This window comes from Herminiimonas arsenitoxidans, assembly GCF_900130075.1.
GTDB classification, from domain to species: Bacteria; Pseudomonadota; Gammaproteobacteria; order Burkholderiales; family Burkholderiaceae_D; genus Oxalicibacterium; species Oxalicibacterium arsenitoxidans.
Window position 1 is genome coordinate 403,888 of record NZ_LT671418.1, and the last position, 13,953, is coordinate 417,840.

A 13,953-nucleotide genomic window follows, 5' to 3' on the forward strand; every position below is an offset into this window, starting at 1 on the left:
AAAAGGTTTTTTTGAGAATTCAGCTATTTGTAGCCAGATTGAAACTGGCTGGGATTATTTGTCCGTTCCTTGAACTAGTGCCATACGCCTGCGCAGCCGTTCCGCTTCAACACTATCTCCAGCTTGCTGCGCACGCATGGCTTGTATGCCCAGCCAAGCCAGCAAAGGACGACGCCATCCCTGAGCGGATGCGGTATCTACTGCCAGTGTCAGTACGGCCGGTGTGGCACGGTTGGTGCGGAACAATACGCCGGCCGCGACCAGACGGGAAAGTGGGTCATCTATGCTTTGCAAAGCAACTGCAGCGGCTGTATCTGATGTTGCGCCGGCTACTGCGCGATGCTGCGATGGCAGTGATGCGACATCCTGAGGTTGTATGCGTCCGGTCAGATAATCGGCATAGGCACGTTCCGATACTGGGGCATCCTGCCGCAATTTTTCGAAGCCGCTGCATTCTTCCAGCACCAGGCTGGCTACGCGACTGGCGCAACGCGTGAGTTCTACGCGCGCGAGTAGATCGATGCGGCCGGTGCGTGCTACTTCATTGCGGGCGTAAGCAAATTCCTGCTCTTCAGCGCGTGTATTGCCTGCCAGATAGGCGTTGGTAGCCAGATCGGTCGCGCTCTTGGCATTCATTTGCCAGTCAGGTAGAGGTGTTCCGGCGCAGGCTGCCAACAGTCCGACGAGACTGGCAGCTAGCAGCGTATTTAAAAGGCGAGATGTCATGGCAGGGTCAACTCCGTGTCGCGTGCAAATGGCCATTTGCGATTGATCTCGTTGACCAGTTGTTCAACCTTGCGCAAGCTGCGATCAACTTCTGCGCGCAGCGAGCCGAGGTCGTTGGTTGCCGATTTGGCGTTGCCGCTGATGACTTGCGCGTCGTTTAATACTGCATCGACCTTTTTCAAGCTGGCTCTGGCTTCACCCAACATGGCATTGAGCTGGACGATGGTGGCCTGGCTGTTGCCGTCTTTGCCGAATACCTGATTGTCGGTCTTGAGCAGCAAGCCATCGACCTTGGCCAAGACAGCGTTGGCGCGATCCAGCGTCGCCACCATTTTTTGAGCATCTTTTTCGTTGCCGAACAGTGCGCCCAAGGCACCGTTAGGGCCGTTGAGTTTTGCTGTCATGCCTTGCAAATTCGTCAGGCTGGCATTGAGTGCCGAGTCGGCTGAAGTGAGATTGTTGATGTTTTCAATCAATTGCTTGGCAGAGGAAACCAGGATCGGGATTTCCGCCGAAACATCGCCGACCAGCAAGGTGCGTTCGGCTCCGGCTTCCAGCGGTGGATCGGTTGGAACGCCGGTGTAAGCACGTATGCGTGTGCTGCCGACGATGGCGCGCTCCATCGTAAAGACGCTGGATGTACGTAACCAGTGCGCGTCTTTCTTGGCGACAGCGACTATCATGCGTGCCTTGCCATCTTTACCTAATTCAATACGGCTGACACGTCCTACAGGGAAGCCGGAAAACGTCAGGTCCATGCCCACCGACACGCCTTCAGAATCGTCCGCCAGCAGCACCAGTTCTTGCGTGGCTTCGAATGCGCCTCTGGCATACATCAAGTAAGCCGCTGAGCTGCAAATCAACACAATCAGGAAGATGAGCAGGATGGCTGCCTTGAACTCCAGATTGCTGGGCGCGAGGCCGGGCAGCTGCGTTTTTGGCGGTGGCGGAATGGATGAGTCTGGTTGTTCTTGCATGGCAATCAGGCGCAGTCGCTATAAGAGTTAATAATAATTGCCCATCAGGGAAGCAATCTCAATCAGCAAAATGACGAAGAACAGGCGAACCATGGCAGCCAGCTCATTGGCCGCCTTCGAACGGCTGTGTAGCGATGTTTGGGATGTATCGTAAAGCGAGGAAGCCATCGGGATCAAGGACACGGCCAGACTGAAGAACAAGGTCTTGAGCATGAAAATCATCGACACCGCAGGATTGAAAATCTGGCCAACGACGCGCGTATAACCGGCCAGTGCCCATTGCGTGAAGCCATAAACGGAAAGATAAGCCAGGATCAAGGTCAGCACGCAGCTTACTGCTGCCAGCATCCAGACGGAAAATATGCCTGCTACGGCACGGGGGAAGAATTCTCTGCGTATCGGATCGATACCTTGACGTTGCAACGCGTGCAAATCGCCGCGTGCGCGCATTTCTGCCAGCTCTACGCCATCCGGCAATGTGCGTCGCAGTGCGATAAACAAGGCCGCTGACAGTGGAATGAGTTCCAGCACTAATACGCGGACGACCATCTCCAACGCATATTTTGACAGGCCATAACTCAGTGCGGTAACGACTACGATGCGTATCAGGATGACGCTGGCCAGCGCAGACAAGACGGAAAACCAGATCAGATTTGCCGTGGTGCCCAATACGATTTGATAGGCGATGGCATGACGATTCTCACGTTTGTACGTGGTGGGGGACAAGGCCAGAGACAGCACTACGACGCCAAACAGTACTATGCGCCAGCCACCCAGCAGCCAGCGCAAGGTGGCACCGCCCATCTGTAGCAGTGTATCTGGAAGGGATACTTTTGCAGTCATGCGAGCATGGTAGCAGTGAATCGGCCTGTCATTTCATTGTCCGGAAGGAAAGTTGCAGTTCAGATGTAGAGGAAATTGCAGATATAAAGTGAGCGAACTGATTTGAATAAGACCGTTTGCACGGCATAGCGTACTTTGACTTCATTGCAGGATCGCTCCACACTGGAGCTCTTGTACTTTACCGCATTGCCTATGAACTTCTTTACGCCGGATCGCCTGGAAAAAATCAAGGCGCTTGTCCATGGAGATAAGCCTTTCATCTTCGACGATGGCGATATCCGCACTTTGCATTTTGATGAACGTGTCGTGCAAAGCGCCATGCGACTATCGGCTCCGGATGAATTGGTGATTCCCTATACGCAAGCGATGACGGGATTTTTACTATTCAATCCTGCTCCTATACATATTCTGGTTATCGGTTTGGGTGGTGGCTCATTGGTCAAATATTGCTACCGACATTTACCATCGGCACGGATGACTGTGCTGGAGTCGAACGCAGATGTGATTGCCTTGCGTGACAAGTTCATGATTCCAGCAGACGACGAGCGCTTGCAAGTACTGCACAAGGATGCGGCTTTGTATTTGAAGGAGATGGCGGCAGATTCAGTCGATGTGATTTTGCTGGATGGCTTTGATGCAAATGGCGCATCGACAGAATTATGTTCTTTCACCTTTCTTCAAGATTGCCAACGCGTTCTGCACAATCAAGGTGCGTTGGTGATGAATATGGCTGATGACGGTGACACGATCACGTCCATGTTGACGCAAGGGCAGATATTGTTTGGTGGTCGTCATATATGGTGGCTTAAGACCAAGGACGGTAACAGTCATATCGCAGTAGCCGTCAAAACAGGTGAAGATAATTCTAATGATGCACTGTTGCGAGAGCAGGCTGTAAGCATGTGCGAGAAATTTGCACTTGATCTGGTTTATCCAAAAAGTATCGAATAAAGAATAAGACCGCCATCGATTGCAAATAATGCCGGCATTTTTTACATGCCACGCACTATGCCAGGTATTTCATGGCTTTTTATGGTGCAACACCGATTAGTTCTTTTGTGCGTGGTAATCTCTTCTACAAGATATTCTTCATAGTCTTTCATTAAGTCTATTGTTTTCCTGCGGTGAGAGGATCAACATATAGCGAGGCGTGCTGCAGTACTCGTTTGCCTCTTCAATCTTGCTGCATGTCATAAAGTTGGGAACTCTTGTTCGTTCTGCATCTCCAACTGAGCAAAATATGGACCACCATGTCAATCTAAAAACCGCACTAGCGGGGAGGAAGAAATATGGTCAGTACTACTTATGCGCATGCAGATTTCCCATGCGGGATTCGTTTTTCTTTTATCAATAAAGTCCAGTTTGCTCAAGACAATACACACGGCCATCGTGTGAATCTGTCTGTTATCTCGGAGAATTTTTCCCGTGAGCAAAGTGAGGCCGATCTTGTTTAAGAAATTTTTCCGTCAAGATCAGCATTTTTCATTTACAGAAGATGCATCAAGTTCTTCTGATGAACCTATACGCGTAGAAATATTCAGCGCCGAGCGTTTAGAGGCGCATGCAGCGCATCTTGCTTCAATTCAAAAAATAGGTGCGGCGCCGAGTCGCGTCAATCTCTCCATCGCTGCACGTGAAAATGGCAAGGTGCTGGTTGCTGCGCATGCGGCTATAGAGCAGGCTACTGCTGAGCGTAGAGCGATTACTTCTGCCGCCGAGTGGTTACTCGATAACTTGCACGTGGTGGAAGAGAGCGTAGTCGGTGTAGAAGAGAATTTGCCGCGTCGTCTGTACAAGGCACTACCCAAATTATCCAGCGGTGATCATGCTGGCCATCCAAGAATTTATGGTTTGTGTTGGGAGTTCGCGGCACATACGGATAATCATTTCGACGTTGATGTGTTCTTGCGCTTTGTGCGTGCTTATCAAAGTGTGCAACAGTTGACGATGGCAGAGCTATGGGCCTTGCCTATTATCATGCGCGCTGTCTTGCTGGAACATTTGCGTCGTGTTGCAGTACGCGTCGTGAAGGCACAGGCTGCACGTCAGGCTGCGGATGACTTTGCAAATGAGCTGATTGCGATTGCGCAGAAAATGCCGGAGAACGAACAGCCGGGTATCGTCTTACCACCGGGACGTTTGTTACAACCGTTTGTCGTGCAGCTAGTGCAACGCTTGCGCTATCAGCAACCTGGATTTACACCGCTGCTTGATGCTTTGGGTGCTCGTCTTGTTGATCAAGGTCCGACGATAGACGATATTGTGTTGAGTGAGCATACAACGCAAGTCGCATCCAATCAGACGATACGCAACATCATCACTAGCATGCGCACGATTTCTGCCTACGATTGGCGCGTCTTTTTTGAATCGGTGAGTCTGGTCGAACAGAAATTACTGACCCTACCGAATTATGCTGAACTGGATTTTTTGACGCGAGATCGCTATCGCAAGATCATTCAGCAAATCGCATTGAATGCGCGCTATTCAGAACAACAGATCGCTGATGCGTTGGTACGAAAAATAGAATTCCATCGCAGCCAAATGTCACACGATGACATTGTTGCTGATGAGCGTGCGCTTGATCCTGGGCATTATCTGCTGGGCGGTGGCAGAACCGATCTGGAAGCAGAGCTGGGTTATCAGCCACATTTTTCACAAAAACTCAGACGACATTACATCGCCCATGCCAGCTTGTATTACCCACTGACGATACTGCCGGTAGCGCTGATTATTCTGGCATTCCCTTTATGGACTACGCATGGAAAAGGGATACATACGCTTGCATTAACGATCCTGATTGTTGCAGGCCTTTTCCCCGCGATTGATATTGCAATCACGCTCGTTAATAAAATATTGATGCGCCTATTCTGGCCGCGCCATTTACCGCGGCTGGAGTTGGTCGATATCTCGGAGAACGTACGCACTTTCGTCGCTGTGCCTGTGATGTTGACCAACGAAGAAGGCATAGAGGAAGAGCTGCAGCAGCTGGAGACGCATTATCTTGCCAATCCGGATGGCGAAGTTTATTTCACCTTGTTGTCCGATTGGGCCGATGCCAAGCATGAGCACATGCCACAGGATTTGCCTTTGCTGGAAAAGGCACGACGTGGCATTGCAGAGCTGAATGCGCGTTATGGACCGAGCAAGACTGATCAAGTACGTTTCTATATCCTGCATCGCCGTCGTTTGTGGAATGAGGCGGAAGGCAAGTGGATGGGTTGGGAACGCAAGCGCGGCAAGCTGCATGAATTCAACCGATTACTACGCAATGCGCTCGATACCTCGTTCTTACTGGATGAGATTCCTGTGCCGCATAACGTGCGTTATGTGATTACGCTGGATGCCGATACCCGTTTGCCGATAGGTGCTTTACGCGCGCTGGTTGGTGTCGCTGCGCATCCTTTGAATCAGCCGCGCCACGATCCAGAAACACTACAAGTGGTCGAAGGCTACGGCATCTTGCAGCCGCGCATCACGCCGACCTTGCCCATGCAGCAGGAACGCACTTTATATAGACGTTTCTTTTCTGCTCGCGGCGGTATCGATCCCTACGGCGGTGCAGTATCGGATGTGTATCAGGATGTGTTTGGCTGGGGCAGTTATTCCGGCAAAGGTTTATACGACGTTGATGCATTCGAATTAGCTCTCTCCGGCAAGGTGCCGGAAAACACCATGCTCAGCCACGATTTATTTGAAGGTGCGCTGGCACGTTGCGCACTCGTGAACGACGTGGAGTTGTTTGAAGACTTTCCTTCCCATGTTGAAGAAGCGGCTGCGCGTCAGCATCGCTGGACGCGTGGCGATTGGCAATTGCTGCCGTGGCTGTTGCATAGCGGGCGTGTGTCTATGTCGATGATCGATCGGATGAAAATTGCCGATAACATGCGACGTTCGTTGACTGCGCCTGCGATTCTGATCACGCTGGTGACGGCGTTTTGTCTCGGGCATATACAAGCCTGGCCGTGGTTGTTGCTAGCCTTGATTGGTTTAGCACCGCCGGCGGTATTCCGCTTTCTCTCCGATTTGTTACCGCACCGAGATGATCTCAGTTTCAAGGCGCACTGGCGGCGCGGCCTTGCGGTATTGCCGGATGCGCTGGCGGTGATCTTCATTTCGCTGGCAGTGTTGGTGCAGTATTCGTGGCTGATGCTCGATGCAATAGCGCGGACGCTGGTGCGTTTGATATTCACACGTAAAAAATTACTGGAATGGGTGACCTCGGCACAAGTCCGGCGTGCGAAAAAATATTCGATCTCCAGCTTCTTGTGGCGTGGCCGCATGGGCATGTTGATCACATTAGTGATAGCCGTGATGGTGTATTTCTTCAATCCGGGCGGCTGGTGGCTGGCTTTGCCGTTTTGCCTGTTGTGGCTGCTTAGTCCTTTCATCGCACGTGCGATCAGTTTGCCGCCAGTCGATACCAATGTGGAAGAGCTGGATGTTGATGAGGAAACAGAACTGCGCTTGATTGCGCGACGTACCTGGCGTTTCTTTACGACCTTTGTGGTGGCGCAAGACCATCATTTGCCACCAGATAATTTCCAGGAAGATCCGCAACCGGTGATTGCACATCGTACTTCGCCGACCAATTTTGGCTTGTATCTGTTGTCGGTGGTGACGGCACGCGATTTTGGCTGGATCGGTTTGAACGAGATGATGCGTCGGTTGGAAGCGACGATGGAAACGCTGCAAAAACTGCCGCGTTATCACGGTCACTTTTATAACTGGTATGAGACCGAGCGGCTGGAAATATTATCTCCTCGTTATATTTCAACTGTCGATAGCGGCAATCTCGCCGGCCATTTGTTTGCCTTGGCGCAGGCGTGCAAAGATGCGCGCGAACAGAATGTGCTGCGGCCGACGACTGTGGCAGGTATGCGTGATTCGGTCTTGCTACTTCGCTTGGCGATTGACGGTATCGGACGCGAACTGCGTACGCAAACAGTCACTATCAATGAATTGCGCAAGAGTGCCGAACAGTTCAGCGACTTCTTGTTGGCAACAAGTACAGCGCCACCAGCTTATGCATTCTGGAAAAGAATGGCTGAACGTTCAGAGAACCTGTTCGATTTGGCGCAGGCATTTTCGGCAGAGATTCAGACTCCTGATAATGAAGTGCTGACCTGGGCCAATGAGTTGCGGGAAGCCGTGCATACACACTGCAACGATTTCATCGTCATCATTCCGTGGGCACATCTGGAAGCAGAGGATGCGGAAAACAAACAGAATGCCGAGTTGTGGCAGCTGGTCAATGATCAGGTGAACATGAATGTCGCGCTGGAGGATTTGCCGCAATGTTATCTGTCGGCGCGACGCGATATTGCACGTTTGTTTGCTTCACAGAATCGACTTGATCCAAATGTCATTCCGCAAGCGTTATTCGATATGCTGGATGGTGCGTTGATGCAGGCTGCGGTGCTTGCTGTGCAGTGGCTGGAGCGTTTGGACGCGATAGAAAAAGTTGCGCGTCAGATGGCGATTGATATGGATTTCCGCTTCCTGATGTCGCCGGAGCGCAAACTGTTTTCCATCGGCTATAACGTCGATGAAGCTCGTCTTGATGATAGCTATTACGACTTGTTGGCATCCGAAGCACGTCTTGCCAGTATGGTGGCGATTGCCGAGCGGCAGGCACCGCCATCGCATTGGTTCCGCCTTGGTCGACGCATGTTGCCGGGCTTGCACGGTCCAGTATTGGCTTCATGGTCAGGATCGATGTTTGAATACTTGATGCCGTCGCTGGTGATTTCGATGCCACGCGGCAGCATGCTGGATCAAACCTGTCGCAATATCGTGGCGCGCCAGATTGAATATGGCAAGGAACGCAAGGTGCCATGGGGCATATCCGAATCGGCGCTTAATTTGCGTGATCGTGCCTTCACTTATCAATATTCAGCCTTTGGTGTCCCTGGGCTGGGATTGAAGCGTGGCTTGGAAAAAGACATAGTCATCGCACCGTATGCAACCGGTTTGGCGGCGATGTATATGCCTAAGAGTGCGGTTGCCAATTTCCGGCGCTTGGCAGAAATGGGCGCACTTGGGCGTTACGGTTTTTATGAAGCGCTAGATTTCACACCCGGCCGCCGTACGGAAAACCAGACCATGGCCATCGTGCGTGCCTACATGGCGCATCACCAGGGCATGTTGCTGGTCTCACTTGGCAACGTGATTAATCGCAATGTGATGCGACATCGTTTTCATCATGAACCGATTATTCGTTCTGCCGAATTGCTGTTGCATGAATCGCAGCCGCGCTGGGTGCAACCTGCATCGTTGACGCTACGTGAAGAGCGAGAGCGCCCAACTGTCGTCATGCCTGAGTCTGGTGTGGCGCGGGAATTTAATAGCGCGATGACGGCAACGCCGGAAACGCAATTGCTTTCCAACGGACATTACGCCGTCATGATGACGGCGGCAGGTTCCGGTTACAGTTTGTGGAACAAGCTCGGCATTACACGTTGGCGTGAAGATGCAACGCGTGATCATTGGGGCAGTCATCTGTATCTGCGCGATTCGGAAAGTAGTGTCTTCTGGTCGGCCGGTTATCAACCAACTGCAGTCGAGCCGGATTTCTATCAAGTCAAATTTGCCGAAGACCGCGTGCGTATTGCACGTGCTGATGGTTCGATTTCCAGCATGCTGGAAGTGATCGTATCGCCGGAAGATGATGCTGAATTGCGTCGTCTGACACTGACCAATACGGGGTCACGTGCACGTTATATTGAAGTGACTTCCTATATGGAGGTGTTGCTGGCACCAGTGAATGCCGATATTGCGCATCCGGCTTTCTCCAATCTGTTTGTCGAAACTGAATACTTGCATGAAGTACGCGGGCTGCTGGCATCACGTCGTCCACGTAAAGATGGCGAACCACGTCCATGGGCGGCACATGTGGTGGCACGTGGCGAGGGTAGTGATAGCGCCCTTGGTATTGAATATGAAACTGACCGTGCACGCTTTATCGGACGTGGTCAGGGAGTGAGTAATCCGATCTCCATCAGTGATGGTCGTCCTTTGTCGAATACGGTGGGCGCGGTGCTTGATCCGATTTTCAGTCTGCGGGTTCGGGTACGAATAGAACCGGATGAAGTTGTTCATTTGGTGTTTACCACGATGGCGGCTAATTCTCGCGAAGAGATACTCAGTCTGGCGGATAAATACCATGATGGTTCGGCGTTCTCGCGGATTTCCGCATTGGTGTGGACACATGCGCAAGTGCAATTACATTACCTGCGCATAGAACATTACGAGGCGGAGCTGTTCCAGCATCTGGCAAGCCGGATTCTGTTCTCCGATTTGTCGTCGCGCGCCAGTGGGCGTGTGATACGTGCAATGCGTTTGAGTCATGCCGGATTATGGGGACAGGGCATTTCCGGCGACAGGCCGATATTGTTGTTGCGTATGGCGAAGCAGGAAGATTTGCGCTTGGTGTCGCAACTCCTCCGTGCGCATGAATACTGGCGCATGAAGCAGTTGCCGGTTGATCTGGTGATCCTGAATGAAAAAGGCGCATCGTATGCGCAAGAGTTGCAGGCCTCGATGGAAGGCATGGTACGTGCAGCACAGGCATTCTCTGCTCAGCAGGAGCAGGCGGAGCGTGGTGGTGCTTTTATCGTGCGTGCCGACTTGATCACTGATGATGAGCGTACCTTGTTGCTGGCTTCGGCCCGTGTTGTACTGGAAGGTGGACAAGGCAGCTTGGCCGAGCAGATGCAAGTACAGCCGGATGTGGAAGAGAGTGCGCCATTCTCGTGGTTGAAACGCGAGACGCATGCGCCCATCGGTGCGCCACCGGGTGTACCGCCGCAACTGGCTTTGTTTAACGGGCTTGGCGGATTCGATAAGGATGGCCGTGAGTATGTGATCGTGCTGGGACCAGATCAAATTCCACCTGCACCGTGGATCAATGTGATTGCCAATCCGGTTTTCGGTTTTACCGTATCGGAACGCGGAGCTGGTTACTCGTGGAGTTTGAACAGTCGAGAGAACAAATTGACGCCGTGGTCTAACGATCCAGTATCGGATCCTTCCGGCGAGGCTTTCTACATTCGTGATGAAGAAAGCGGCGCACTGTGGAGCCCAACTATCTCGCCTATACGCGTGCCGGATGCGACCTACATGACACGGCACGGGCAGGGCTACAGTCGCTTCGAATTGAATTGCAGTGGCATTGTCAGCGACTTGTTGCAGTTTGTGAGTTGGGACGATCCCGTCAAGATTTGTCGCTTGCGCCTGAAAAACATTACACGCAGTACGCGTCGCTTATCGCTTACTTCCTACGTGGAATGGGTATTGGGCGCAACACGCGCGGACAATGTGCCCTTCATCGCGACAGAAAGGGATGCAGAAACTGGCGCACTCTTTGCGCGTAATCCGTGGAATATCGAATTCGGCCATCGCGTTGCCTTCATCGATTTATGCGGCAAGCAAACCGCTTGGACAGGTGATCGCAAGGAATTCATCGGCCGTAATGGTAATTTCCAAAAACCGTCTGGTCTGGCTGCGGGCAATATTTTGTCTAATCGTGTGGGCGCTGGTTTCGATCCTTGTGGCGTGTTGCAGACAGTAGTTGAAATCCCTGCCGATACAGAAGTGGAAATAGTGTTCTTGATGGGACAGGCAGACAGTGCCGAAGCCGCACGCGAGTTGGTCCAGCGTTACCGCGCGTCGGATATCACCGCCGTATTCGATGCCAGCCAACGTAACTGGCACAACATCCTGCACAAGATACAGGTCGAGACGCCAGATCGTTCTATGGATTATCTGCTCAATGGTTGGCTCTTGTATCAAACGCTGAGTTGCCGTTTCTGGGCGCGCACCGCGTTTTATCAGGCAGGTGGTGCTTACGGTTTCCGCGATCAATTGCAGGATACGCAAGCCTTGGTGATGGCCGCGCCGGCTTTGGCACGCGAGCAAATATTGCGAGCATCGTCGCGTCAGTTCAAGGAAGGCGATGTGCAACATTGGTGGCATCCACCAAGTGGACGTGGTGTGCGCACGCATATTTCGGATGATCTGATCTGGTTGCCGTATTGCGTCGCGCATTATGTGGACGTCAGCGGCGACGCGCAGATTTACGATGAGATGGTGCCTTTCCTCGAGGGCGATCCGCTACCGCTGGAAAAAGAAGATGCCTATTTTGAAGCGCATATCTCGGACGAGCATGTCAGCGTCTACGAGCATTGCGCGCGTGCGCTGGATCACAGCATGACTGCAGGACCACACGGCTTGCCGTTGATGGGCGGCGGCGATTGGAACGACGGCATGAATCGCGTCGGCCATGAAGGTAAGGGTGAAAGCGTCTGGCTGGCCTGGTTCCTGTATGCGACCTTATTGCGTTTTGCGCCAGTGGCGGAAGCACGCAAGGACAAGGCGCGTGCCACGCGCTGGCGCAAACATGCAGAGAAGCTGAAAAAAGCGACCGAACAGCATGCCTGGGATGGTGCATGGTATCGCCGCGCTTACTTTGACGATGGCACGCCGCTGGGTTCTGCCAGTAATGCGGAATGTCGTATCGATTCGATTGCACAAAGCTGGTCGGTTATTTCTGGCGCGGGTGAGCCGGAACGTTCACAACGTGCAATGGACTCCGTCGATCAATATCTGATTCGCCCGGGCGACGATTTGATTCTGTTATTCACACCGCCATTCGACAAGACGCCGCTTGATCCAGGTTACATCAAGGGATATTTACCCGGTGTACGTGAAAACGGCGGGCAATACACGCATGCCGCGGTGTGGTGTCTGATTGCCTATTCGATGATGGGCAAAGGCGGACAGGCGCACGATCTGTTCAAGATGATCAATCCGGCCAATCGCACCAGTTCACGCACCGGTATGGCTGCGTACAAGGTAGAACCGTATGCGGTGGCGGCTGATATCTATGCCGAATCACCACATGTACGACGTGGCGGCTGGACCTGGTACACCGGTGCGGCTGGCTGGTTGTATCGCGCGGGCGTGGAATCGATACTGGGCTTGCGCATACAGGCTGATCGTCTCAGCTTTGATCCCTGTCTGCCGGCAGAATGGCGTAGTACCAAGCTGCATTATCGCTACGGCGGTGCCATCTATAACATCACGATTCAGAATCCGCATGGCGTCTGCAAAGGCGTAGTACGCGTAGAACTTGATGGTCTTGCTGTGCCGGAGCAGGTCATTGTGATGCTGGATGACGGTGCCACGCATATGGTGACTGTAGTGATGGGCAACGTTAGTCCGACGAAGTGAAGTCATGCGATATGCGTTGGGTGACCAACCATATCGCATTTCATCTGTACTCCACCTGAAATTCTTTAGGAACAACTGATTTTTCAATCAGCGAACAGTCGCGTAAAACCTTAGCATATCAAGGCTTTGCTTTATCCCGTCGGTCACCATAATGGCGAATCACGTTACCAGTTTCATGATGAAAATGGTGCGCCATCGACACTCCACAAGGATGAACACATGCTGACCGAACGCGAACTTGAAAGCTGTTATCTGGGCCAATTCATCCCTGTGCATTACCACCACAATATGTTGATGGATAACCGACGCATGTCGGGCTTCAAGGCAGCGATCGATCATTTGGTCGCGCCGGGTGCCAAGGTGCTGGAACTAGGTGGTGGTACCGGCGTGTTGTCGTGGTTTGCGGCTGCCAAGGCAGAAAAAGTCTGGTGCGTTGAATACAACCCAGATCTGGTCGTCGAAGCAAAACGCTTCCTTGCGCACAATGTGAACGGCGACAAAGTCGAAGTCATACAAGGCGATGCATTTGAATACCTGCCGCCGGAGCCGGTCGATGTTGTCATCTGCGAAATGATTCATGTCGCAATGCTGCGCGAGAAGCAAGTGCAGGTGATTGAATCCTTCAAGCAGCGTTATCTGGAAAAATTCGGTGGCCCGCTGCCTATCTTCATTCCTGAAGCAATGATCATGGCAGTACAGCCTTTACAACAGGATTACTGCTTTGAAGGCTATAACGCACCTATCGTGCAGTTCCAGGAGCCAACCTTCATTCAACAAAACAGCGTTGAGCTGGCGCAGCCTTCTGTTTATTCAATCCTGGATTTTACGCAGCCTGTAAATGCGCAGATTGCCTGGGAAGGCGTGTTCGCGATTGAGCATGCAGGTACCGTGAATGCCTTGCGTTTCGTGACGAAAAACATACTGGCCGTTGTCATGCAGCAGTCGACCACTGTCGATTGGTTGAATCATTATCTGGTCTTGCCATTGGCCGAGCCAGTTGCCGTCAAGGCTGGTGATCAGTTGTATGTGAGCTTTGTTTACAACGCGGGCGGATCGATTCCATCCTTGCAGGCATCTATCCGTGCGAATCACCTGCATGTGGTGGAAGCCGAGTGGGCGATGCAAACACAGCATGCAGCAGCGTATGCGTAAAACTTGTTAGGGATGTAATCCCTGT

General features: G+C 52.2%; 7 protein-coding genes. 4 read left to right on the forward strand and 3 right to left on the reverse strand.

The features are described 5' to 3' along the window. Positions 1 to 54: 54 nt before the first annotated feature. Genes BQ6873_RS01895 through BQ6873_RS01905 form a run of 3 tightly spaced genes read right to left on the reverse strand, consistent with a single transcriptional unit; the run spans position 55 to position 2,546 of the window. Positions 55 to 726, reverse strand: a complete 672-nt coding sequence (locus BQ6873_RS01895; RefSeq protein ID WP_076591147.1) for a hypothetical protein — start codon at positions 724 to 726, stop codon at positions 55 to 57. Next, positions 723 to 1,703, reverse strand: a complete 981-nt coding sequence (locus tag BQ6873_RS01900; RefSeq protein ID WP_076591148.1) for an MlaD family protein — start codon at positions 1,701 to 1,703, stop codon at positions 723 to 725. Before BQ6873_RS01900 ends, BQ6873_RS01895 begins: the two co-directional genes overlap by 4 nt. Positions 1,704 to 1,730: 27 nt before the next feature. Next, complete coding sequence (locus tag BQ6873_RS01905; protein ID WP_076591149.1) at positions 1,731 to 2,546, reverse strand: MlaE family ABC transporter permease; 816 nt, start codon at positions 2,544 to 2,546, stop codon at positions 1,731 to 1,733. 135 nt (positions 2,547 to 2,681) lie between these two features. Between BQ6873_RS01905 and BQ6873_RS01910 the strand changes: the two genes are divergently transcribed. The 4 genes from BQ6873_RS01910 to BQ6873_RS01920 all read left to right on the forward strand — a co-directional run bounded on the left by BQ6873_RS01910 (position 2,682) and on the right by BQ6873_RS01920 (position 13,928). Continuing rightward, on the forward strand, positions 2,682 to 3,497 hold the full coding sequence (locus BQ6873_RS01910; RefSeq protein ID WP_231949203.1) for a fused MFS/spermidine synthase: 816 nt from the start codon (positions 2,682 to 2,684) through the stop codon (positions 3,495 to 3,497). A 338-nt stretch (positions 3,498 to 3,835) separates the two neighbouring features. After that, a complete protein-coding gene (locus BQ6873_RS18195; protein WP_231949204.1) occupies positions 3,836 to 4,000 on the forward strand; it encodes a hypothetical protein in 165 nt (54 codons plus the stop codon). Then, positions 3,993 to 12,776, forward strand: a complete 8,784-nt coding sequence (locus BQ6873_RS01915) for a GH36-type glycosyl hydrolase domain-containing protein (RefSeq protein WP_076593893.1) — start codon at positions 3,993 to 3,995, stop codon at positions 12,774 to 12,776. The genes BQ6873_RS18195 and BQ6873_RS01915 overlap by 8 nt, the downstream gene beginning before the upstream one ends. A 219-nt stretch (positions 12,777 to 12,995) precedes the next feature. Beyond that, positions 12,996 to 13,928, forward strand: coding sequence for a methyltransferase domain-containing protein (locus tag BQ6873_RS01920; RefSeq protein ID WP_076591150.1), 933 nt, complete (start codon positions 12,996 to 12,998; stop codon positions 13,926 to 13,928). Positions 13,929 to 13,953 lie beyond the last annotated feature (25 nt).

Bases quoted from the DNA above. Each gene is read 5' to 3' on its own strand.
- BQ6873_RS01905 (WP_076591149.1), bottom strand. From the start codon at position 2,546: ATGACTGCAAAAGTATCCCTTCCAGATACACTGCTACAGATGGGCGGT.
- BQ6873_RS01920 (WP_076591150.1), top strand. From the start codon at position 12,996: ATGCTGACCGAACGCGAACTTGAAAGCTGTTATCTGGGCCAATTCATC.
- BQ6873_RS01895 (WP_076591147.1), bottom strand. From the start codon at position 726: ATGACATCTCGCCTTTTAAATACGCTGCTAGCTGCCAGTCTCGTCGGA.
- BQ6873_RS18195 (WP_231949204.1), top strand. From the start codon at position 3,836: ATGGTCAGTACTACTTATGCGCATGCAGATTTCCCATGCGGGATTCGT.
- BQ6873_RS01900 (WP_076591148.1), bottom strand. From the start codon at position 1,703: ATGCAAGAACAACCAGACTCATCCATTCCGCCACCGCCAAAAACGCAG.